The sequence below is a fragment of the Aquabacter sp. genome, assembly GCF_965279295.1.
Lineage (GTDB): Bacteria > Pseudomonadota > Alphaproteobacteria > Rhizobiales > Xanthobacteraceae > Aquabacter.
In genome coordinates this window covers 445924-467521 of record NZ_CBDIHQ010000017.1, presented here as the reverse complement: position 1 = coordinate 467521, position 21598 = coordinate 445924, and the positions used below count along the sequence as shown (strand labels likewise).

The 21598-nt window shown below is 64.1% G+C and carries 19 protein-coding genes; 8 read left to right on the top strand and 11 right to left on the bottom strand.

What is annotated here, in order from left to right:
• Positions 1-13 precede the first annotated feature (13 nt).
• The 5 genes from ADADO0_RS16770 to ADADO0_RS16750 all read right to left on the bottom strand — a co-directional run bounded on the left by ADADO0_RS16770 (position 14) and on the right by ADADO0_RS16750 (position 5190).
• A complete protein-coding gene (locus ADADO0_RS16770) occupies positions 14-721 on the bottom strand; it encodes an ABC transporter ATP-binding protein (RefSeq protein ID WP_511306320.1) in 708 nt (235 codons plus the stop codon).
• Entirely contained in the window at positions 708-2468 is a 1761-nt protein-coding gene (locus ADADO0_RS16765) for a branched-chain amino acid ABC transporter ATP-binding protein/permease (protein WP_511306319.1), read from the bottom strand. The genes ADADO0_RS16770 and ADADO0_RS16765 overlap by 14 nt, the downstream gene beginning before the upstream one ends.
• Before the next feature lie 3 nt (positions 2469-2471).
• Complete coding sequence (locus ADADO0_RS16760; RefSeq protein ID WP_511306318.1) at positions 2472-3431, bottom strand: branched-chain amino acid ABC transporter permease; 960 nt, start codon at positions 3429-3431, stop codon at positions 2472-2474.
• 200 nt (positions 3432-3631) lie between these two features.
• On the bottom strand, positions 3632-4864 hold the full coding sequence (locus ADADO0_RS16755; RefSeq protein ID WP_511306317.1) for an ABC transporter substrate-binding protein: 1233 nt from the start codon (positions 4862-4864) through the stop codon (positions 3632-3634).
• Positions 4861-5190, bottom strand: a complete 330-nt coding sequence (locus tag ADADO0_RS16750; RefSeq protein WP_511306316.1) for a hypothetical protein — start codon at positions 5188-5190, stop codon at positions 4861-4863. The genes ADADO0_RS16755 and ADADO0_RS16750 overlap by 4 nt, the downstream gene beginning before the upstream one ends.
• 63 nt (positions 5191-5253) lie before the next feature.
• Between ADADO0_RS16750 and ADADO0_RS16745 the strand changes: the two genes are divergently transcribed.
• The gene (locus tag ADADO0_RS16745; RefSeq protein WP_511306315.1) at positions 5254-6066 is read left to right on the top strand and encodes a hotdog family protein; all 813 of its coding nucleotides are present in this window, start codon (positions 5254-5256) and stop codon (positions 6064-6066) included.
• Positions 6067-6469: 403 nt separating this feature from the next.
• Here ADADO0_RS16745 and ADADO0_RS16740 read toward each other — a convergent pair whose 3' ends face one another.
• Together ADADO0_RS16740 and ADADO0_RS16735 are read right to left on the bottom strand one after the other, a co-directional pair.
• On the bottom strand, positions 6470-8593 hold the full coding sequence (locus tag ADADO0_RS16740) for a xanthine dehydrogenase family protein molybdopterin-binding subunit (RefSeq protein ID WP_511306314.1): 2124 nt from the start codon (positions 8591-8593) through the stop codon (positions 6470-6472).
• Positions 8590-9072: a (2Fe-2S)-binding protein gene (locus ADADO0_RS16735; RefSeq protein WP_511306313.1), complete on the bottom strand. Its 483-nt coding sequence runs from the start codon at positions 9070-9072 to the stop codon at positions 8590-8592. The genes ADADO0_RS16740 and ADADO0_RS16735 overlap by 4 nt, the downstream gene beginning before the upstream one ends.
• Before the next feature lie 592 nt (positions 9073-9664).
• On the opposite strand from ADADO0_RS16735, the gene ADADO0_RS16730 reads away from it, so the two are divergent.
• The 7 genes from ADADO0_RS16730 to ADADO0_RS16700 all read left to right on the top strand — a co-directional run bounded on the left by ADADO0_RS16730 (position 9665) and on the right by ADADO0_RS16700 (position 17398).
• Positions 9665-11467, top strand: coding sequence for a thiamine pyrophosphate-binding protein (locus ADADO0_RS16730; protein ID WP_511306312.1), 1803 nt, complete (start codon positions 9665-9667; stop codon positions 11465-11467).
• 133 nt (positions 11468-11600) lie between these two features.
• Positions 11601-12971, top strand: coding sequence for an MmgE/PrpD family protein (locus ADADO0_RS16725; protein WP_511306311.1), 1371 nt, complete (start codon positions 11601-11603; stop codon positions 12969-12971).
• 156 nt (positions 12972-13127) lie between these two features.
• Positions 13128-14144, top strand: a complete 1017-nt coding sequence (locus ADADO0_RS16720) for an ABC transporter substrate-binding protein (RefSeq protein WP_511306310.1) — start codon at positions 13128-13130, stop codon at positions 14142-14144.
• Positions 14145-14220: 76 nt separating this feature from the next.
• Positions 14221-14844 carry a glutathione S-transferase family protein gene (locus tag ADADO0_RS16715; RefSeq protein ID WP_511306309.1) on the top strand — a complete coding sequence of 208 codons (624 nt, stop codon included), beginning with the start codon at positions 14221-14223 and terminating at the stop codon, positions 14842-14844.
• 2 nt (positions 14845-14846) lie between these two features.
• Positions 14847-15626 carry an ABC transporter ATP-binding protein gene (locus tag ADADO0_RS16710; protein ID WP_511306308.1) on the top strand — a complete coding sequence of 260 codons (780 nt, stop codon included), beginning with the start codon at positions 14847-14849 and terminating at the stop codon, positions 15624-15626.
• The gene (locus ADADO0_RS16705; protein WP_511306307.1) at positions 15619-16473 is read left to right on the top strand and encodes an ABC transporter permease; all 855 of its coding nucleotides are present in this window, start codon (positions 15619-15621) and stop codon (positions 16471-16473) included. The genes ADADO0_RS16710 and ADADO0_RS16705 overlap by 8 nt, the downstream gene beginning before the upstream one ends.
• A 109-nt stretch (positions 16474-16582) precedes the next feature.
• Positions 16583-17398, top strand: coding sequence for an IclR family transcriptional regulator (locus ADADO0_RS16700; protein WP_511306306.1), 816 nt, complete (start codon positions 16583-16585; stop codon positions 17396-17398).
• 9 nt (positions 17399-17407) lie between these two features.
• On the opposite strand, the gene ADADO0_RS16695 is transcribed toward ADADO0_RS16700, so the two are convergent.
• From ADADO0_RS16695 to ADADO0_RS16680, 4 genes are all read right to left on the bottom strand, one after another.
• Positions 17408-17914, bottom strand: a complete 507-nt coding sequence (locus ADADO0_RS16695; RefSeq protein WP_511306305.1) for a TIGR00645 family protein — start codon at positions 17912-17914, stop codon at positions 17408-17410.
• A 72-nt stretch (positions 17915-17986) separates the two neighbouring features.
• The gene (locus tag ADADO0_RS16690; protein ID WP_511306304.1) at positions 17987-18868 is read right to left on the bottom strand and encodes a carbohydrate ABC transporter permease; all 882 of its coding nucleotides are present in this window, start codon (positions 18866-18868) and stop codon (positions 17987-17989) included.
• 169 nt (positions 18869-19037) lie between these two features.
• A complete protein-coding gene (locus ADADO0_RS16685) occupies positions 19038-19895 on the bottom strand; it encodes a carbohydrate ABC transporter permease (RefSeq protein ID WP_511306553.1) in 858 nt (285 codons plus the stop codon).
• Positions 19896-20238: 343 nt separating this feature from the next.
• Complete coding sequence (locus ADADO0_RS16680; RefSeq protein ID WP_511306303.1) at positions 20239-21555, bottom strand: ABC transporter substrate-binding protein; 1317 nt, start codon at positions 21553-21555, stop codon at positions 20239-20241.
• Positions 21556-21598 lie beyond the last annotated feature (43 nt).

The following is a 21598-nucleotide window of genomic DNA, read 5'->3' as shown; positions in this document are numbered from 1 at the left end:
CCCCTCCGTTGGATCAGGCGCCGAGATACGCCCGGCTGACCGCTTCGTTGCGCATCAGGTCCCGGCCCGATCCGGTGGCGACCACGCGGCCGGTGGTGAGCACATAGGCGCGGGTGCACAGTTCCAGCGCCTCCACGGCGCGCTGCTCCACCAGCACCACGGTGAGGCGGGTCTCGCGGTGGATGCGGGCGATGCGCTCGAAGATCGTTTCGACGATGCTGGGCGCGAGGCCCATCGACGGCTCGTCCAACAGCAGCACGCGGGGCGAGGACGCAAGGCCCCGCCCGATCGCCAGCATCTGCTGCTGCCCGCCGGAGAGGGTGCCGGCGAGTTGGGTCATCCGCTCGCGCAGGATCGGGAATAGGTCCATCACATATTCGATGATGTCCTGGCGCTTGTTGCGGTCCACCAGAGCGGTGGTGCCGAGTTCGAGGTTTTCCAGCACCGACAGTCCGCCGAAGACTTGCCTATTCTCCGGCACATGGGCCAGGCCGAGATGCGGGCGCTTCTGAGAGGGTACTTTGGTAAGGTCGCGGCCCTCGAAGGAAATCCGCCCGGCGGCGAGCGGGACCACGCCGGAGATCGCCTTCAGCAGCGTGGTCTTGCCCGCGCCGTTCGGCCCGATGACGGTGATGAAATCCCCCTCGGCGATATCGAGCGAAACATCGGTCAGAGCGGAGAGGCCGCCATAACGCACGCATACCCCATCAAGCGACAGCATCGGGCACCCATTTCTCGCCGAGATAGGCGGTGATGACGGTGCGGTCCCGCACCACCTCGCGCGGCGCGCCATCGGCGATGACACAGCCATGGTCCAGCACCACGAACCGATCCACCAGTTGCATCATCGCGTGCATGGTGTGCTCGATGATGGCGACCGTCATGCCCTGGTCCCGCAACATGCGGATCAGCCCCATGAAGGCCCGGATCTCATTGGTGTCGAGCCCCGCGAACGGCTCGTCTAACAGCAGGATGAGCGGACCGCCGGCAAGAGCGCGCGCGACCTCCATGAGGCGCAGTTCGTAATTGGTCAGCGTGTCCGCCGGGGCGGAGGCGAGATGGCCGATGCCGACCCGCGCCAGCGCCTCCCGCGCCCGCTGCGCCGCTTCGGCATCGCCCTTCGTACCAACGAAGGCGCCGACCGCCACGTTCTCCAGCAGCGACATGCGGCCGAACACCCGCGCCACCTGAAAGGTGCGCCCGACGCCCAGCGCGCAGATCCGGCTGGGCTTGAGGCCAGCCATGTCGCGCCCCGAAAGCCGGATACGGCCGGAATGGGGCGCCACCAGTCCGTTGAGCACATTGAACAGGGTGGTCTTGCCCGCGCCGTTCGGCCCGATGATGCCGAGGATCTCCTGCTTGCGGACCTGAAGCGTGACATCGCTGAGCGCCTTAACCCCGCCGAAGCTGCGCGAAATGCCGTGGACGTCGAGCACCGTTTCGGCACTTTCCGGTAGGGTGAAGGGGGCAGTGATATGCTCGATGGGGCTCACCGCGGCGCCCGCCGGACGGCCCGGCTTGGCGAAGAACCGATCGCGCACCGCGAGGGCGATGCCCTGGGGCATCTTCATCATCACGACCATGATGGCGAGGCCGAACACCACCCCCTGAATGCCGGGTAGGCGGCTGCCGAGTTCGGCATGCAGCAGTTCGGACACCGGCACGAGGATCGCCGCGCCCACCACCGGGCCCCAGAGCGTGCCCACCCCGCCGAACATGGTGACGATCAACGCCTGCGCGGAGGTCGCAAGGCCGAACACGGTGTGGGGCGTCACCACCAGCAGCACCACGGCATAGAAGCCACCGGCGGCACCGGCCAGGGCGCCGCTGAGCGCGATCGCCTTGAGCTTCCAGCGCATGCTGTCGATGCCGGCGACTTCCGCTGCGATCTCGTTCTGCTTCACCGCCAGCAGCGACAAGCCGAAGCGCGACCGCTCCACCCTCAGCGAGACCAGCATCGCGATCACCAGCAGGCCGAGCGCGATCAGCGCGTTCCACCTCTGGTCCTGGAACTGCATATAGGCGAACGCCTCGCCCCGCTTCATGGGGAAGGAGACCTCCTGAAAGCCCGCCCACTCGAACACGTAGAGCATGGCCAGGGGATAGGCGAGCATGGCCAGCGCGAAGTAATGGCCGCGCAGCCGGAAGGTAATGGCGCCGATCACCAACCCGGCGATGGAGCCCATCAGCGCCGCCGCCGGGATGCCGAGCCAGGGAGTAATCCCGCCCTTGGCGAACAGCAACGTGGTTGTGTAGGCGCCGAGGCCGAAGAAGGCCGCATGTCCGAACGAGACCAGGCCGGAATAGCCGGAGAAGACATTCCAGGACAGGCCCATCACCGCCCAGATCGGCACCAGGGCGAGGATCAACTGGTAATAGGAGTTCTCCACCAGGAAGATCAGCCCAATGTAGATCGCTGCAAGCGCGGCCACGGCGAGATAGGCGCGCAATGGGTGTGTGCTGAACATGGCTCAGGCGCGCTCCACGCTGCGGCCGAACAATCCTTGCGGACGGATCAGCAAGATCAGCAAGAACACGACGAAGACTGTCGTGCCCTGCAATTGCATGGGCAGCACAAGGGTGGAAAGCTGCTGGACCAGGCCGATAATCACCCCGCCCCAGAACGAGCCCATCACCGAGCCCATGCCCCCCAGCACCACCCCGGCATACATGACGATCACGAAGTCCAAACCGACATAGGGCTGGAACGGGTAGTAGGTCGCCACCATGACCCCTGCGAGCGCCGTCAGGCCGAAGCCGAGCCCGAAGGTGACACGATAGGAGAGGATCACGTCGATCCCCATGTAGGTGGCCGCCAGCGGGTTGTCGGCGGAAGCCCGCAGCTTGCGGCCGAGATCGGTGCGGTGGAGCAGCGCATAGAGGCCGCCGGTCGCGAGCAGCGCCGCCACCGCCGCCAGCACCCGGGCCTCGTTCAGGAACACCAGCACGTCGGCGCCGCCGAACGGGTCGAGCACGAAGGCCTGAGAGGCCATGGGGGTATTGAGCGAAACCGGCGTCGAGCCGAACACCATGAGCGCGCCGTTGGACAGCACCAGGGAGATGCCCAAGGTCATGATGAGCTGGGTCTGATGCACCTCGCCCTCGGTCATCTTCCTATTGGCACCGATGCGCGCCAGCAGCAGCTTGTGGATGATCCAGCCGACGACGAAGAACACGGGGATCGACGCCAGCGCCGCAAGCAGCAGTGCCGGCAAGGGTCCCATGAAGCTGCCCAGGCCGAGCCCGGAGAGCACCGCGACGGCGAAATACATCCCCAGCATGAGGAAGTCGCCCTGAGCGAAATTGATCAGGCGCATGATGCCGAAGATCAGTCCCAGCGCGACGCACATGAGGCCATAGGTGAAGCCCACCAGCAGACCCGTGGCGATGGTCTGGAGTACGGTCTCCAGGGCGGGAAGCGATTGCAGCATGTGCCTTGTGGGTCCTTGTGTAGTTTCCGCCGCGAGCCGGCCTCGGAGCGTTTCTTTTTGTCTTGAATCCGGCTGGGCTTAGTCGGGCGTTGCCGGCCCCCTCCCAACCCTCCCCCGCAAGCGGGAGAGGGCTATTCGGCAGGCGCTCACGGTTTCAGCTCCACACACCCCTCTCCCGCTTGCGAGGGAGGGAAGACCCCTCAGGGCTTCGGCCAAAGCGGCGTGCGGACCGCATCCTCGCGGGGCCAGATCAGATAGGGCAGCCCGTCCTGCCACTGAATGAGGCCGACCGCACCGCCCACCCGGCGACCCTTGTCGTCGAAGGCCAGGCGGTCGCCGAGGTAGAAGTCCGCCGGGCCGTCTTTGCGATCGGTGGCGCGCAGGGCCAGCATGACCTTGTCGCTATCGGTGGAGCCGGCCCGCTCAAGCGCGTCCCGGATCAGCATGACATCGCCATAGGTGCTGATGGTGTCCTGCCCGAGCCACGGCTCGCCGCTTCGGCTGGTGAGGCTGGGCAGCGCCGCCTCCTGGGACTTGGAGGGCCAGTTGGGCGCCACCACGATGAGGCCCTGGAGCAATTCCGGGCCCACCGCCTTGAGGATTTCCGGGCTCGCCAGTTGCACGCCGACCGTGACCGCCGGCAACTTGCCCTTGCCGAGACCGAACTCGTTCATCTTGGTGAGCACCAGCTTCGCGTCCGGGAAGCCGGTGGAATAGAACAGCAGGAAGTCCGGCTTGGTCGCCCGCAGCTTCTGCACCATAGCGGTCGCGTCGGTGAGCGGCGGCGTGAAAACATCATCGACGACCACGGTGACGCCGAGCTTCTGGAAGCCGCCGTCCCGCAGCGGCTGGACGAAGGCCTGAGAGGCCGCAGTGCTATCGGAAATGATGGCAACCTTGGTGGGTCGGGTGCCGGTTGCGGCCTGGGCCATGTCGAGCACGGTGGGCATAGCGTTGAGCGCAAGAGCGCTGGCGATCGGCACCGTCTGGACCACGTATTTGAAGCCGCGGTCGGTGATCTGGTCGGCATAGGAGAGCGTCACCCAGGGAAGCCCGGCGCGCTCGGTCACTTCGGTGACGGCGAGGGTGAGCGAGGAACTCCACGCGCCGGTGCCGGCCACCACGCCCTGGCGGTTCGCCACGAGGCGCTGCGCGGCATTCTTGGCGGTCTCCACCTTGTCGCCGGCATCCTCGACCATGAGGCTGAGCTTGGCGCCATTGAGAGACTTGATCCCGCCCTGCTTGTTGACGTCCTCGATCGCCAGTTCAGCACCCTTGCGCATCAGGTCGCCCTGGCGCGCCATGGGGCCGGAAACCGGCGCGATGATCGCGATCTTTACGTCAGGTGCCTGTGCCCTTGCAGGTATCGCGGACGCGGAAAGGGCCAGAGCAAGTCCGATGACGACAGAATCGATGCGCGGAAGCGTCTTCATTGTTGTTGTCCCTCCCTGTTGTTTTTTGCTTTTCTTGGTAGATGCCTGGATTTTTGACCCATGGCGTAGATCAGCTTAGGGCAAGGGGACCATACGATCCCATAATAAATATCAACAGCAGGATGCGAAATGTGAATAGCGACGCGTGAGCGGTAGGCGAAGCGCAGGGCGCACCTCGAACGCAAATGCGCCTCGGCCGCCGCGATGTTTACGAGATCGGAGAACCAATTTCCTTGCCGCAGGCTCATGCGTCCCGAGGTGCCCGGTACAAAGTGCGGCACGACGAAATCAGTCTCGGCACCTGTGTCTGGAATTAACCCAACCACTCCATCTCAAGCTGCGAGAAAGCCGGTCGCTGATCCGGCGCCGACTGGCGCTGGCAACGGTGGGTGCGTCGTAACGAAGAAATCAGCACCGAGGCCTGGCTGTCCGACCTCGTGGAGCACGAGACTACCTTCGCCGGTCGCGCCATCCGGCAGGTCTATCATGTGGAATTCTACGGCGCGGGAGGCGACCTGATCGCTGAAGCCGAAAGCTGGTGTTTCCGCACCCATCGCGACGCCGCGCGCGAGCAGGGCAGAAAATATACCGAAGTAAAGGCCCGCCCCCCGCGCAAATACACCGAGGAAGAACTGGACCGGGTCTATCGGCTGTATACCCAGGAAGAGGTTCGCGGTGCGGTTCCCCGCGATTACGAGGATGTCCAGGTGGGCGACAAGCTTCCCACCATGGCCAAGGAGCCGATGGCCGTCACCGGCTTCATCGCCTATGCCCAGGGCTGGGGCGGGCTCTATATCCGCGCCAACAAGCTGGCGTGGCAGCAGGTGCGCAACCCTCCCGGCCTCGGCATCAAGAACCGTTTCGGCATTCCCGATTGCCCCGAGCGCGTCCATTGGGAGCCCGAGATGGCGCTCATGGTGGGTGCCCCCGGCGCCTATGATTACCGCCCGGAGCGGTGCTCGTGGCTGACCCATCACCTCACCAACTGGATGGGCGACGACGGCTTCCTGGTGCGCGCCCACAGCAAGCTTCGCCGTCACAATCCCGAAGGCGATCTCCTTTTCATCGACGGGAAAGCCACCGGCAAGCGGGTGGAGAACGGCCGTCATTTGTTCGAGGTCGAACAGTCCGCGGCGAACAAGGATGGAGAGCTTTCGGTGATCGGCGGCGGCACCGTCGCCCTGCCGTCCCGCAACATCTGAGACACGCAAGATCTGAGTAAACTGACCGGCAAAAGCCGGCGGACCTGAATAAACGAAACAAAACTTCGGAGGAAACGCCATCAGGAGGAGAACATTCCTGGCCGGCTCCCTTGCCGGCCTGACGTCCGCGGCGCTGCTCGGGCCCAGTGCCCGGGCGGAGGCCTATCCCAACCGGCCCGTGCGCATCGTCGTCGCCTGCCACCGCGCGCGTAACCGCGGACACCTGACGCACCACCATCGCGCCTCCCGGCCGATCGCCCGACGTCTCCGCGTCCGCTCCGTTTCCATCTCCGCCATGCCTTGGCGATACACGCCCCCCATCAAACAGCTACACATCGGGTAAAGCCCGATGGCATCACGCAATTGCGCATCCAGGTGTTCACTGCGCGCGAGATGCGGCTCCTCAGCTCTCGCCGAGCAGTGCCTCCATAATCTTGTCGCGGGTCAGCGGCAGCGAGCGCACCCGTGTTCCCAGCGCTCGGGCAACCGCATTGCCGATGGCGGCGCCCGCCGGGCCGACGGAGCATTCGCCCATCCCAAGCGTGGGCTCATTGGGCGCATGGACGATTTCGATGTCGATTTCCGGAATCTCCGAGAAGCGCAGGATGGGATATTTCTCCCAGTGATCTGTCACGACCCTGCCGTCTTCGAAGCTGACGCTCTCCTTCATAACGAAGCTCGCGCCCTGAATGATGCCACCTTCAAGCTGGTTGCGCGCGCCGTCCGGATTGATAACGAGGCCGGCGTCGGCCGCGCACCAGATGCGCTTCAGCCGAACCTCCTCCTCCACCTCGATCTCAACCGCCACAGCGCAATAGGTCGCAATGTTCTTGTAGCGGGCGAAGGCGATGCCGTAGGCGGAGCCGTCATCCACCGATTTCCCCGGCCACCCGCTCATCTCGGCCACCATCTCGACGACGCGCCGGGCACGCGGATCGGAGAGAAGCGACAGCCGGTAGGCAACAGGATCGGCCCCTGCCCTCTCAGCCAGTTCGTCGATGAAACATTCCAGCGCGAACACATTCCCCCAGGCGCCAAGCCCACGCAGCGACGAGGTGCGCAACGGCACCTCCGGCAGCATGTGATGGACCAGGCGATGCCGCGCCAGATCATAGAACGGACGGGAATTGCGCGTGGCGCCGCCGCCGCGCGATTCCGGGACATCCTCGATGGGATTTCGCGGCGCGGAATCCGGCAACGCCTCATAGGCGAGGAAGCTGCAATTCTCGTTCATACCGGGACGCTGGGCGTGGGGAGGGCTCCAGATTTCGGTCTGCCAGTCGCTCGGGCGCCCATCGGGGCCGACCACCGCCGTCAACTGAATCAGCATGGACGGGCTGACGGGCGCCGACGTGAACTCATCCTCGCGGGTCCACATCACACGCACCGGGCGGCCCGGCCGATGCGTGGCGATCAGCGCCGCATCAAAGGCGGCATCATCGCCGCTGTTGTGCCCATAGGTGCCGGCCCCATGGCGATGGTTGACGCTCACATGCGCGGGGTCCATCCGCAGCGCCTTGGCTATCCATTCCCGCTGCACGCCAGGGCCCTGCGAATGAGTCCAGACGGTCAGTCTGCCATCGCGGAGTTCGGCGAGCCCGCACGAGGGGCCGATCGACCCATAGGTGAGGAACGGGCGCCAATAGGTCGCCGTGACCACCTCACCTTTAAGGATCTCGCCGCCCCCCAGGGTCTCGACCACATTCAGCGTCGACGCCTGGCGCTTGAGCCAGTCGGGTGCGCCCACATCGTGGGAAACCAGCTGTCCCTTCGTCCATTGAGCGGTCTGCCGCGCAGCTTCAGCAGCGCGCATGACCGCGATCTCGGTGTCGGCGATAAAGGCGACGAAATTGCCGATGCGCAGGATATCGACGGGCGCTTTCGCGGCCTTGCGGATTTTCTCCTCGTCCATCGTGACGAATTCGGCATCCCACCAGGGCTGGCGCAGCACCCGGCCGTGTAGGCAGTCGGCGGGGGCCATATCGTGGATGAAGGCCGCACCAGTGACCTTGGCGGGAAGATCAACGCGTGGAAAACTGCGCCCCACAATGCGGTATTCGGACGGACGCTTGACTGCCACCGTACCGGAGGCATCCCGATCCAGGGAGATTTGGGAGGCCATGGACCAATAATCCTGGCCGCAATCCTTGCCCTCATGAAGAAAACGACCGCTTGCGACGGAGATATCGGCTTCCGTCCAGCCTCGCTGCTGCGCGAGACGGGAGATGAATATCGCCCGAACCTCCGCGCATACGAGGCGTATGGACGCCCCGCCGACGCTCACCGAATAGCTACCTGAAGTGAACCCCTCGTCCGGACTGATGGCGGTCTCACCGGAAATGAGCTGCACCTGCTCCGGCTCGATATCGAGTTCCTCAGCGGCAATCTGGAGGATGGCGGTGGAGATGCCCTGACCGATCTCCACCTTGCCGGTGGCGACGCGCACCTTACCCGGCTGCTCGAAGGCAATCCATTGCGAGAGACGGGGATTGACGGTTAGGCTGAGGGGAAGCCCGTTGGAGATCATTTGGCAGCCGCCTCGGACATCATCTCACCTGCCTTCATGACGGCGCGCACCACGCGGTTATGCACCCCGCAACGGCACAAATGGGCATCCAGCGCCGCGAGCACTTCGGCGCGGCTGGGATGCCTGTTCCGCTCAAGCAAAGCCACCGAAGAGATCAGCAGGCCCGAAAGGCAGTAGCCGCACTGGCCGGCCTGCTCCTCGATAAACGCCGTCTGCACCGGATGCAGCGCGCCATTGCGCGACAGGCCCTCGACGGTGGTGATGCGGCGCCCGGCAACCGTGCCGATCTCGCGCGAGCAGGAACATTCCGGCTCACCGTCGATAAGGACCATGCAGGCGCCGCACAGTTCCATGCCGCACCCGAAACGACTGCCGCGCAGGTCGAGATCCTCCCGCAGCACCTGCAGCAACGGCTTGGTGCCGTCGATGTCGAGCACGACGGGCGCGCCGTTCACGACCAATTCTATGTGGTCTGTCATCTGGAAGCCCCTCCCTGCAGCATCAGAGATGCCGGCGACACCATGGCCGGCATCACCAGACCAGATTGTTCTGGCGGGGGCTCGGGCGGGTCCGTTCGTCACGAACCCGGGCACCCTGACCGGCGAGCGATGTAGGCTTCTTTATTGATTATAATGTTCGGTTGCATCAACGGCAGTGTGCCGCTTAACTCTCGACCATTCCGATGGCGCTCTGCGGCACCGTACCCGAAACGACCGGGACGCTATTTGCCAGAATAAGAGATGTCAATCCACCATACGGGAAAATGTCCCTTTGCACTCACGCAGCGGAAAACGCTTGTCGGGACTGACCTGCGACATAGACTTGTACCCGCTGGATATCATTTTCACGCCCAACGGACCCACCATCCGGTAAATGCAGAATGCTTTTTGCAATGCAAAATAATTTGGGCTTAAAAACGATTTTATACCACATACACGGAAAATATTTTTTGAAAGCGGGTGAAATCCGGCTCCGTTTCTATGTCTCTTGCTTTTCATGAAACCTCATTTAACAATGTGAGAAAGGCCGGCGTGAAGCATGGCCGGTTTTGAGTTGGGGAGTGCTACGCCAATGGCAGCCGAAGCCACGATGAATGGCGGCGAAATCATCGTCGACTATCTGGTTCAGGAAAAAGTCCCGTACATTTTCGGCATATGCGGCCATGGCATCATTGGCTTCATGGACGCCCTGTACGACCGCCAGGATGTCATCAAGACCATCTCGACCCATCATGAGTCCGTCGCCGGCTTTATGGCGGACGTCTATTATCGCGTCGCGGGCAAGGCCACGGCCACCTTCACGTCCTGCGGCCCCGGCTCGGCCAACATGCCGATCTGCCTCGCGAACGCCTATTTCGATTCCGTGCCGTTCCTCGCGATCACCGGGAACGTGCCCACCAGCCAGTTCAATCGCGGCGCTTTCCAGGAGACCTATCGGCAGTATCAGGCCGATTTTCCCTCCACCGTCCGCGCCTATTGCAAGCGCGTGTTCCAGCCCACCCGTGGAGACATGGTGCCGCTCGCCACCCGGCAGGCATGGAAGACCATGATGACCGGCCGTCCCGGCCCCGTGGTGCTGGACGTACCCTTCGACATCTTCAAGGAAGACACCGGCGAGACCACGCCGAAGCCCTCCGACTGGAACGACAACATCTCTTCCCGCTGCGGCGCCGATCCCGAAGGTGTGCTCAAGGCGGTGGACATGCTGCTCTCCGCCGAGCGGCCGGTGATCATCGTCGGCCAGGGCGTGCGTTACGGCGGGGCCGCCGACGACCTCCTGGCGCTGGCCGAACTGCTTCAGATCCCGGTGGCTTTCTCCGCCAGCGGCCTCGGCGCGTTGGATAGCGACCATCCCCTCGCGCTCGGCCTCGTCGCGCGCAACGGCCACTACCAGGCCAACCACGCCACCCGGCAGGCAGACGTGCTGCTGGCGCTCGGCATGCGCTTCGACGACCGCACATCAAGTTCCTGGATTCCGGGTTATTCCTTCAACATCCCGCCCACCAAGCTGATCCATGTAGATATCGACCCGGACGAAATCGGCCGGAACTATCCCGTGGCGCTGGGGCTGATGGCCGACGTGCGCACCTTCATGCGCCAGCTTCTTGCCGAGCTTCAGCACCGCAAGGACATCGACAAGCGCCTGCCGGCGCGGCGCGCGTGGCTCGACCAGATCGAGGGCTACCGCCAGGAATGGAACGCCTTCGTCGCTCCCGGCTTCCTTGATGCCTCCTCGCCCATCTCGCCCCAGCGGGCGGCGCGCGAGATCGATCTCGCGCTGCCGGAGGATGCCATCCTGGTCAGCGACATCGGCATCCACCACAATTGGCTGCTGCAATATTGCAAGCCGAAGCGGCCGGACTCGCTCATCGGCTCCATGGGCTTCGGCCCCATGGGCTTTGGCGTCGCCGGCGTGCTGGGCGCCAAGCTCGCGGCCCCGCATCGGCCGTGCGTCTCGGTCTGCGGCGACGGCGCGTTCTTCATGCACGCCAGCGTCCTGGGCACGGCGGTCGAATACAACATCCCTGTGGTCTGGGTGGTGTGGAACAACTACGCCTACGCCTCCATCCGGGGCCTGCAGCGGGGCTATCTCGGCGGCCGCGAACTCGCGACCGACTTCCGGCATCCCGACAATGGCGAACCCTATAATCCCGACTTCGCCGCCATGGCACGCTCCGCCGGGGTGATGGGCGTCACCATCGACCGTGCGGAGGATCTCGGCCCGGCCATCCGCGCCGCGATCGCCGCCAACCGACCCTATCTCATCGACGCAAAAATCAGCGCCGACATCAACCCCGGCGGCGCCGGCGTGTGGGAACTGCCGGGCCTCGGCCGCAGCAAGCCCATGTATGGCGGCCGCTTTGAAATGACCTGACCGCCGCTCGACCCGGACGCCGCGCCGTCCGGGTCGCTGGGCTTAAGTGCGTGAACGGACGGCGAGAGACGAGCGAGGCATACCTCGCCGTCTGCACGCTCCGATGCTGAACAAAAGACGTGTGGAGGAAACAATGACCCAGACGACCACAGAGGATCTTGCCAAGTTCGCCGCCACGCTGCGCTACGAGGATATCCCCGAGCACACGCGCGAGCACTGCAAGGACGTGCTGCTGGACACCATCGCCTGCGCCCTTGCTGGACATGCCGGCGAGGAGACCGATCAGGTGTCCCGCTTCGCCGCCGCCTTGGCCACATCCTCGGAAAGCTCGGTGATCGGCGGGGGGAAGCTCTCGCTCACCGGCGCCACGCTGCTGAACGGCTATCTCATCACCGCCGTCACCATGTGCGACATCCATCGCTCGACCCTCACCCACGTCACGCCTTCCGTCATTCCCCCCGCGCTGCTGATCGCGGAGCGGGATGATGCATCGGGCCGCGACCTGCTCACCGCCATGGTGGCCGGCCTTGAAGTCACGACCCGCATCGGCGTCGCCTCCGACTATCCCGCCGTGCGGGCGCGCGGCTTCCATGGTCCCGGCGTGTTCGGTCCGTTCGGCGGCGCAGCAGCAGTCGGCCGGCTCGTCGGGCTGGCGCCGGAAGCCATGGCGCGCGCGTTCGGCCTCGCCGGCAGCCAGGCCGGTGGCACGTTCGCCGCTTGGGGCACGCCCACGGTGAAGTTCCACCAGTGCCGCAGCGCGCTGTCCGGCCTGATGGGGGCGCTGCTCGCCGAACAGGGCTTCCTCGCCACCCGCGAATTCCTCACCGCCAAGGACGGCGGCTTCTTCACCAGCTATTCCAACGGCGGACACCCCGAGCAGGTCACGGCCGATCTCGGCCAGCGTTGGGAAATGGAGCAGATCGCGCTGCGCCTCTGGCCCTCCGCATCCTCCATCCAGGGCATGAACACCGCTTTGTTCGACGTGCTCGAACAGCGTCCCTTCAAGCTCGCGGACATCAAGAGCGCGCGCATCAGCCTGCCGACCGTGGTGTTCAACCTCCATGGGAAGCTCTCGCGCTACAAGGCGAAGTTCGACGCGCTGATCTCGGCGCATTACACGGCCGCCGTGATCCTCCAGGACCATGAACTCACCCTGGAGCAGTTCTCCCCCGGCCGTTACGACGACCCGATCCTGCGCAGTGCCGCCGCCGACCTGATCGACGTGCGCCCCGACGACAGCCTCTCCGGCGTCCAGGCGGTGGTGGAGTTCGAGCTGAAGGACGGAACCACCCTCACCAACCGCTGCGACCACCCCCGTGGCTCGCCGGAAAACCCGCTCTCCCGCGCCCAGATCGAAGGCAAGCTTCGGACCTATGCGCAGGGCCGGATTTCGGCCGCCGCCGCCGACCGCATCATCGAACTCGTGGCCGGCTTGGAAGACGTGCGCTCGTCCCGCGACCTGATGGCCGCCATGCGCCAAGAACTCTGTTCCGCAGCGGCCTGAGCCTCATCCGATCCGCCCGTTCAAGGCGGATCGGACACTCAGGAACAAAAGACTTCGACGCGCGACGCCAACGCGCTCGAAGACTGAAGACCAAAGCTAAAACCGAAAACAACGAGGCAAAAGCCTCTTCAAAAATAACCATCAGGGGAGGTCATCATGAAATCGAACGTATTGGCATTCGCGACCGCGGCGGCGCTGCTTCTGTCTCCCGCGCTCGTCGGCACCTCCCGTGCGGAGGTCTCCGAGGTCCGCATGGCGACGCAGTTCGGCATCGGCGCTATGCCCATGATCATCATGCAGCGCCAGAAGCTGCTGGAGGCGCAGGCGGTCAAGCAGGGCCTGCCCGAGCCGAAGGTCACATGGCGGCAGTTCCCCGGCGGAAATCCCATCAATGAGGGAATTCTCTCCGGCAGCCTCGATATCGGCAGCGCCGGCGCCACCGTGTTCATCACGCTCTGGGCGAACGCCAAGGGCACGCCGGTCGCCGTGCGCGGCTTCGGCGCGGTCTCCGCGCTCCCGCTCTATTTGAACACGCGCGATCCCAAGGTGAAGTCGATCAAGGACCTGGATGCCAGCGACAAGGTCGCGGTCACCACCTTGAAGGTTTCGGTGCACGCCATCCTGCTCTCGATGGCGGCCGAGAAGACCTGGGGTCCTGAAAACAGCACCCGCCTGGATAAGCTTGTGGTGCAGCTCCCCCATGGCGATGCCGCTGCGGCGATGATCTCCAGCGCTGGCGAAATCAACAATCACTTCACCGCGCCGCCGTTCCAGGAAATCGAACTGAAGCACCCGCACATCCGGCGCATTCTCACCGCCGAGGAAATCCTGGGCGGGCCGGCGACCTACATGATCGCCTACGCCACGGAAAAATTCGCACAGGCCAACCCGAAGACCTCCCAGGCGTTCGTCGACGCTTTGCAGGAAGCCCAGGCGTTCATCACCAAGAATCCCGAGGCGGCGGCGAAGATCTATCTCGACTTCTCAAAGGACACGATCACCGTCGATGAAGCCGTCGCGATCATCAAGGAGAAGGATGCCTTCTTCGACCTGACGCCGCGCAATGTCGCGACCTTCGCCAAGTTCATGGCGAAGCAGGGGATCACCAAGGTGGCCCCGACCTCCTGGCAGGAGATGTTCTTCCCGGACGCCCAGAAGCTCGGCGGAAGCTGATCTCGCGCCCGGTACGGCGGCCGTGGGTCGCCGTGCCGGAAGTCGGGTTCCCTGTTCCTCAGCCTAGGGTCTCCTAATGCTCCGCCTTCTGTATGGGCCGCTCTCGCCATTCGCCCGAAAGGCGCGTGTGGCGGCCTACGAAACCGGCCTCGCCGATCAGATCCGCTTCGTGGAGATCGACGTCTGGTCGTCCAACCCCGATCCGGATGTGCAGTCCGATGCACCGCTAGGCCAGATTCCGGTTTTGCTCGGCGGCCCCGTCCCATTGCCGGGCTCGACGCTGATCTGCGAATATCTCGACAGCCTGAGCCGAGGCGCGCGGCTGATCCCCGCCGCCTCTGACGAAAAATGGCTGGTGATGGGGCGTCATGCGCTCGCCGACGGTATGATCACCGCCGGGGTGTCCCATACGGTGGAACGCCATCGCCGGCCCAAGGATGTGTTCTGGCCGCAATGGCTGGTGCGCCAGAAGGGCAAGATCGAACGCTCGCTGACCAAGTTCGAGGCGATGCCGCACGACGATGATGTCGTCGATCTCGCGACCATCACTTTGAGCTGTGCCCTCTCCTATCTCGACCGCCGGCTGCCCGAGATGAACTGGCGCGACCGCCACCCCGCGCTCACCCGCTGGCACGCCGTCTTCGAACAGCGCCCGTCAATGCAGGCAACCCGTTTCCCCGTTGAAGAAAAGGCAGTTTGACCATGTCGGCCCTGCTCCAGGTCAACGGCGTGACCCTCCGCTACAAGACGCCCCAGTCGCTTATCACCGCCACGCAGCGCGTGAGCTTCCAGGTGAATGAGGGCGACCGCTATATCCTTCTCGGCCCATCGGGCTGCGGGAAATCCACGCTGCTGAAGGCGGTGGGCGGATACATCGCCCCGGTCGAGGGCGACATCCGCATTCGCGACAAGAAGGTTACCGCCCCCGGCTACGACCGCATGATGGTGTTCCAGGAATTCGACCAGTTGCTACCCTGGAAAACCGTACTTCAGAATGTGATGTTTCCCCTCACGGTGGCACGCGGCCTGAGCAAGAAGGAAGCCGAGGAGCGAGCCCGCTCCTATATCGAGAAGGTGCGGCTCACCAAGTTCGCCGACAATTATCCCTACATGCTCTCGGGTGGCATGAAGCAGCGGGTCGCCATCGCGCGCGGCATGGCCATGCAGCCGGACATCCTACTGATGGACGAGCCCTTCGCCGCGCTCGACGCCCTCACCCGCCGCCGCATGCAGGACGAACTGCTCTCCCTGTGGGAGGAGATCAACTTCACGGTGCTGTTCGTCACCCATTCCATCGCCGAGGCGATCCGCATCGGCAACCGCATCCTGCTGATGTCGCCGCATCCGGGCCGAGTGAAGGCGGAGATCGGGCAGATCGACCGCTCGCGTCTCGATGACAAGGCGGCCGGACGCCTTGAGGCCGAAATCCACGAAATGCTGTTTGCAGATCCCACCGAGCTACAGGGGGCCCACCATGGCTGATGCCTATATCGTCTATCGGGCCGACGAGGCTGTGGCCACCGAAGGCGAGGTCGAGCGCAAGCTCAGCCTGCTGGAACGGCTCTGGGCCAGCGGCACGGTTCGCAAGACGCTCATCATTCTCCTCATGGCGGCCGCGTGGGAGGGTTATGCCCGCTACCTCGGAAATCCGCTGATCTTGCCCACGCTTTCCGCATCGCTGGAGTATGGCTACGGCGCGGTGAAAGACGGCACGCTCCCTGATCGGGCGTGGACCTCGCTGCGGGTCCTGCTCATGGGCTATTCGCTGGGGTGCGTTCTAGCGGCGACACTTTCGGTGCTCGCCATCAGCACCCGACTGGGCTCGGATTTCCTTGAAACCGCGTCCGCCATGTTCAACCCCCTGCCGGCGATCGCGCTGCTGCCGCTCGCGCTCATCTGGTTCGGGCTTGGCGAGGCGAGCGTGGTGTTCGTGCTGGTGCATTCGGTGCTCTGGGCGGTCGCGCTGAACACCCATGCGGGTTTCCTTGCGGTGTCGCAGACCTTGCGGATGGTGGGGCAGAATTACGGGCTGCGGGGCCTTCCCTTCATCGCCCTCATCTTCGTGCCCGCCGCCTTCCCCTCCATCCTCACCGGCCTGAAGATCGGCTGGGCGTTCGCCTGGCGTACGCTGATCGCGGCGGAACTGGTATTCGGAGTCTCCTCCGGCGAGGGTGGGCTCGGCTGGTTCATCTTCGAGCGGCGCAACACACTGAACATTCCCGGCGTGTTCAGCGGCCTGCTCACCGTGATCCTGATCGGCCTCGTGGTGGAAAACCTGATCTTCCGCACCGCAGAACGCCTCACCCTGAAGAAATGGGGCGTGCAATAGGTAGCCCTATGTGCCCGGCCGGTCATCCAGGCCGGGCCCTTGGCAACCGCCTCGCAAATTCGTCCACCGGACACGGCCCCTCCCGCGCCCGTCCAACCGAGGATGAGATATGCCGACCGAGATCGACGACAAGAAAGGGGGCGGAATCCAGTCGCTTTTTCGAGCTTCGGGATTGCTCGACGAAATCGCGCGCAATCGCGACGGCATCGGCCTCGCCCATCTCAGCAAGGCGACCGGTCTGCACACCAGCACCGCGTTCCACCTGCTGAAGACCCTTTGCATTCTCGGCTATGTCCGTCAGGACGAGACGACGAAGGTCTATCGCGTTGGATCCTCGATCTTCAAATTGGCGGCGACCGCGTTCGACGAAGTGGAGATGGCAAGGTTTGCAGCGCCATACCTCGACGAACTGGCCATGCTGACCACCGAGACCAGCCATTTCGCCATCCGCTCCGGCGATCAGGTCGTGATCGTCGCGCGCACTGACGGCACGGGCGCCTTCCGCATCAATGAGCGCACCGGCGTCACTCGCCCGGCGCACGCAACGGCTGTGGGTAAGGTCCTGCTGTCGGCCATGCCCCGCAAGACTCTGGATGTGCTTCTGAGTGGGCGCCCGTTGGAACCCCTCACCCCGCGCACCATCACCGACCCCGCCCGTCTTTTGACCGAACTGGAAAGCGTTCGCAGCAGCGGGATCGCCTACGACGATGGCGAGTTCCATCCGGAATTGCGCTGCATTGCAGCCGGGGTGCACAATTTCACCGGCGCCATTGTTGGCGCGCTGGGCATCTCCACCGCCACATGGCGCCTGTCCCTCAACGACCTCGCCGGCAAGACGCTGATCTTGCGGCAGATCGCGGACAAGCTCTCGGAAAGCCTGGGCTATCTGGAAACCGAGGCCGGCGCGCGCACCGGAACCCTGTAAACCTCAGGCTCAGTGCCCCTCGCCCGAGCCGCCGATCTTGTCGGACCAGGCGAGGACGAGGCTCGATCCCACGAACACCACATGGATGATCACCAGCCACATGAGCTGGGTGGTGTCTGTGTTCGGCGTAAGGTTCATGAACGCCTTCAGCAGCGAGATCGCCGAAATTGCGACGATAGACGCCAGCAGCTTCTGCTTCAGGCCGGAGAAATCGATCTTCGCCATCCATTCGGGCCAATCGGGATGGCCGGCGGGGTCGATCTTGGAGACGAAATTCTCATAGCCGGAGAAGATGACGATCAGCACCAGATTGCCGGTAAAGGTCAGGTCCACGAGAGTGAGAATGCCCAGGATGGTGTCGCTTTCGCTGGCACCCACCGCGTGGGTCACGAAATGGAAAAGCTCGTGGCCGAACTTGAACAGCAGCACCAGCAGGGCGATCACCAGTCCGATGTAGAACGGCGCCATCAGCCAGCGACTGCGGAACAAAATATGCTCGATGGTGCGCTCGATCATGACCCTCTCCTCGCATGGCACGTCTGGGGTGCCATGCGGAAGGCGGCCCCCGCAAGAGGGATCAGCGCCGCATCATTCCTTTACGGCACCCGTCATGGACGAGACATAGTGCTCGACGAAGAAGGAATACAGCACCACCACCGGCAGCGAGCCGATCAGCGCGCCGGCCATCAGCGCCCCCCATTCATAGACATCGGATCGCACCAGTTCGGTCAGCACGCCCACTGGAACGGTTTTATTCTCCGATGACTGGATGAAGGTGAGCGCATAGATGAACTCGTTCCAGGAGAGCGTGAACGAGAAGATGCCCGCCGAAATCAAACCCGGCACCGAGAGCGGCAGCAGCACTTTGATGAGAATCTGCCAGCGCGAGGCGCCATCCACCAGCGCGCATTCCTCCAACTCATAGGGGATGGAGCGGAAATAGCCCATCAGCAGCCAGGTGGAGAACGGCACCAGGAAGGTGGGATAGGTCAGGATCAGCGCCAGCTTGGTGTCGTAGATCCCGAGCTTGAACACCATCAGCGCCAGCGGGATGAATAGGATCGACGGCGGCACGAGATAGGCCAGAAAGATGCCGAGCCCGACCCAGCGCGAACCATGGAACCTAAGCCGCTCGATGGCATAGGCGGCGAACACCGACGTCACCAGCGAGATGAAGGTGGCGCACACCGAGATCAGCATCGTGTTCCAGAGCCAGCCCGGATAGGAGGTCTCGAACAGCAGATATTTGATGTGCTCCAGCGTCGGCTCCACCACCCAGAGCGGGGAGTAGTTGGCATAATCAGTGAGCTGGTAGTTCGGCTTTATGGCCGTGATCGCCATCCAATAGAACGGAAACAGCAGCACGAACACGAACACCAGCAGCGGCAGCACTACGGTGACGAGGCGCCGCGGCAGGCTGTCGAGATAGCTCATGCCGGAGGAATGATCGGCGACATTCTGCTCGGTCATAGGCCGGTCCTCGTGGTGTCGAAGGCCCTCTCCCGCTTGCGGGGGAGGGTTGGGAGGGGGAATGGGCCGAAGGCTAGGTGCCGGCTAAAGGCGGCCGGCTGAGCCAGCCCCCTCCCCAGCCCTCCCCCGCAAGCGGGAGAGGGGGCGCAGAGCGCATAATCGATACGCATCAATCCCCCCCGCCCTGCTGCCATTTGCGCCGCTGGAGGCCGAAATAGCTGAACATGATGGCGGCCAGCAGGAACGGGATCATGGCAACGGCGATCGCGGCGCCCTCCCCCAATTGTCCGCCCGGAATGGCGCGCTGGAACGACAAAGTCGCCATGAGATGGGTCGCGTTCAACGGCCCGCCGCGGGTGAGCACGTAGATGAGCTGGAAGTCGGTGAAGGTGAACAGCACCGAGAAAGTCATCACCACCGCGATGATCGGCGAGAGCATGGGCAGCGTGATGTAGCGGAAGCGCTGCCAGCCGCTCGCGCCATCCAGCGTCGCCGCCTCATGCAGCGAGGGTGGAATGGTCTGGAGCCCCGCCAGCAGCGAGATGGCGACGAACGGAATGCCGCGCCACACGTTCGCGGCGATCACCGAGGCGCGGGCATTGGTGCTGTCGCCCAGGAAGTTGATGTTGTGATCGATCAGCCCGAGCTTGATGAGCGCCCAGGAGATAATCGAGAACTGCGCGTCGAAAATCCACCAGAAGGCGATCGCCGAGAGCACGGTCGGCACCACCCAGGGCAGAAGCACCACAGCGCGGAAGAACGACTTGAACGGCAGGTTCTCGTTCAGCAGCAACGCCAGCCAGAGGCCCAGCGCGAACTTCAAAATGGAAGCGCCGATCGTGTAGAGCAGCGTATTGAACACTGCCAGCAGGAACACGCTGTCATCCAGCAGCGACTGGTAATTCTCCAACCCGATGAAGACGCCGGCACGGCCGATCCGGGTATCGGTGAAGCCGAGCCACACGCCGAGGCCGAGCGGATAGGTGAGGAAGAACAGCAGAAACACGGCGCACGGCAGCATGAACATGAGGCCAAGCACATGCCGCCCCTGGCCGATCCCCGACCACCAGTTCCGCGCGCGCGACCGGGCGGTGCCCTGTGCTGCGATGTCCGCCATGAAATGCCTCTGCCTTCATTCAGTCCGTCATGCCCGGGCTTGACCCGGGCATCCACGGCTCTCCCTCAAGCACCACCCAGCGGCGCCGCGTGGATGGCCGGGACAAGCCCGGCCATGACGTTCGTCGAAGGCCTGAAGCAGCGCGCACGGCACGGCTTCCGGCCACCTCCCCGGCCCTCTCCCCGAAAGCGGGAGAGGGGGATAAATTCAAAGTTGCCGCCCCGCCTGCCCTGACAGGCGGGGCGGCGGCGGGTTAGCCGCGATAGATGCGGTTCGCCCGCTGCTCGGCACGCCGGGCGGCTTCTTCCGGGGTGCGGTTTCCGGTGGCCGCCTCGGCCACCATGTCAACGACGATCCAGTCCGCCATGGCCGCCGCAGACTGCGGGCCGAGCGGGCCGGAATAGCCGTTGGGCCGCAACAGTTCGGAGGCCTTGGCGTAGGGCGCGAGGTTGGGGTTCGAGGTCCACACCGGGTTGCTGGCGAACGCCTTGAGCGTCTGGCAGCAATAGCCGCTGGAGCCCTGGATCCAGGCGTTCATCTGCGGCGCGTCGTACATGAAGGCCATATAGGCCTGCGCCGCCTGCGGGAACTTGGAATATTTGAAGATGCAGGCCGAGGTGGTCTGCGCCAGTTCCGCCGGCCCGGTGGGGCCAACCGGCATGTTGACGGTCTTAATATCGGCCGCCATCTCCGCCAGCTTCGGGTCGTTCTTCGCGGCATAGTACAGCGACACGCCGTTCGCCGTTACTGAGATTTCACCCGCCAAGAAGGCGCGGTTGTTATTGACGTCGAGCCAGCTTTCCGTACCGGGAATGAAGGTCTTGTAGAGTTCGGCGGCATATTTCAGCGCGGCGATGGTCTCCGGGCTGTTGATGACCACCTTGGACTTGTCGTCCACCATCTTGCCGCCGTGGCTCCACAGCACCCAATGGCAGAAATTGTTGCCGTCGCCCACGCCGTGGCCAAGGGTGAAGCCCATGGGGTGGTTCTTCGCCTTCAGCGCCTTGGCGAGTTCGAGGAAGCCCTTGGTCTCGTTCGGGAAGCTCGAGAATCCGGCATCCTTCACCCAGCTGTCGCGATAGCACACCGCATTGCCGATGGTGGCCAGCGGCAGGGCGATAAACTTGCCGTCGGATTTGGCATAGCCCTCGTTGCCGGGATACCAGCCGCCGTACTTGGCGCCGAGCGCGGTGGCGAGCGGTGTCACGTCCAACAGCTTGTCGGGATATTGCTGGGCATCGTCGAACCACACCCAAACGATATCGGGGCCGGAGCCGACGTTTGCTGCCACCGCCGCCTTGGGACGGATGTCTTCCCAGCTTTCCTTATCGATGCGCACCTCGACGCCGGTGGCCTCGGTGAACTTCTTGGTGTTGGCGATCCAGGCGTCTTCCTCGCCTTTCACGAACGGCGCCCAGCGCAGCACACGCAGCGACGCTCCGGGCTCCGGCTTGAACTGGGGAATGGTGGCGCCCTGGGCGAAGGCGGGCAGGGCACCGAAGCTCGGCAGGGCAGCGGCGCCGGCGAGCCCGGCACCGCCGAGCAGAACATTGCGTCTCGAAATGGTCATGGCGTTCCTCCAATCACGACGTTGCGTGCATGTCTGTGCCGGC

Excerpts from the sequence above, each read along its gene's own strand:
- ADADO0_RS16770 (WP_511306320.1), bottom strand. The coding sequence starts at position 721 with ATGCTGTCGCTTGATGGGGTATGCGTGCGTTATGGCGGCCTCTCCGCT.
- ADADO0_RS16765 (WP_511306319.1), bottom strand. The coding sequence starts at position 2,468 with ATGTTCAGCACACACCCATTGCGCGCCTATCTCGCCGTGGCCGCGCTT.
- ADADO0_RS16760 (WP_511306318.1), bottom strand. The coding sequence starts at position 3,431 with ATGCTGCAATCGCTTCCCGCCCTGGAGACCGTACTCCAGACCATCGCC.
- ADADO0_RS16755 (WP_511306317.1), bottom strand. The coding sequence starts at position 4,864 with ATGAAGACGCTTCCGCGCATCGATTCTGTCGTCATCGGACTTGCTCTG.
- ADADO0_RS16740 (WP_511306314.1), bottom strand. The coding sequence starts at position 8,593 with ATGATCTCCAACGGGCTTCCCCTCAGCCTAACCGTCAATCCCCGTCTC.
- ADADO0_RS16735 (WP_511306313.1), bottom strand. The coding sequence starts at position 9,072 with ATGACAGACCACATAGAATTGGTCGTGAACGGCGCGCCCGTCGTGCTC.
- ADADO0_RS16730 (WP_511306312.1), top strand. The coding sequence starts at position 9,665 with ATGGCAGCCGAAGCCACGATGAATGGCGGCGAAATCATCGTCGACTAT.
- ADADO0_RS16725 (WP_511306311.1), top strand. The coding sequence starts at position 11,601 with ATGACCCAGACGACCACAGAGGATCTTGCCAAGTTCGCCGCCACGCTG.
- ADADO0_RS16720 (WP_511306310.1), top strand. The coding sequence starts at position 13,128 with ATGAAATCGAACGTATTGGCATTCGCGACCGCGGCGGCGCTGCTTCTG.
- ADADO0_RS16715 (WP_511306309.1), top strand. The coding sequence starts at position 14,221 with ATGCTCCGCCTTCTGTATGGGCCGCTCTCGCCATTCGCCCGAAAGGCG.
- ADADO0_RS16710 (WP_511306308.1), top strand. The coding sequence starts at position 14,847 with ATGTCGGCCCTGCTCCAGGTCAACGGCGTGACCCTCCGCTACAAGACG.
- ADADO0_RS16705 (WP_511306307.1), top strand. The coding sequence starts at position 15,619 with ATGGCTGATGCCTATATCGTCTATCGGGCCGACGAGGCTGTGGCCACC.
- ADADO0_RS16700 (WP_511306306.1), top strand. The coding sequence starts at position 16,583 with ATGCCGACCGAGATCGACGACAAGAAAGGGGGCGGAATCCAGTCGCTT.
- ADADO0_RS16695 (WP_511306305.1), bottom strand. The coding sequence starts at position 17,914 with ATGATCGAGCGCACCATCGAGCATATTTTGTTCCGCAGTCGCTGGCTG.
- ADADO0_RS16690 (WP_511306304.1), bottom strand. The coding sequence starts at position 18,868 with ATGACCGAGCAGAATGTCGCCGATCATTCCTCCGGCATGAGCTATCTC.
- ADADO0_RS16685 (WP_511306553.1), bottom strand. The coding sequence starts at position 19,895 with ATGTTCATGCTGCCGTGCGCCGTGTTTCTGCTGTTCTTCCTCACCTAT.
- ADADO0_RS16680 (WP_511306303.1), bottom strand. The coding sequence starts at position 21,555 with ATGACCATTTCGAGACGCAATGTTCTGCTCGGCGGTGCCGGGCTCGCC.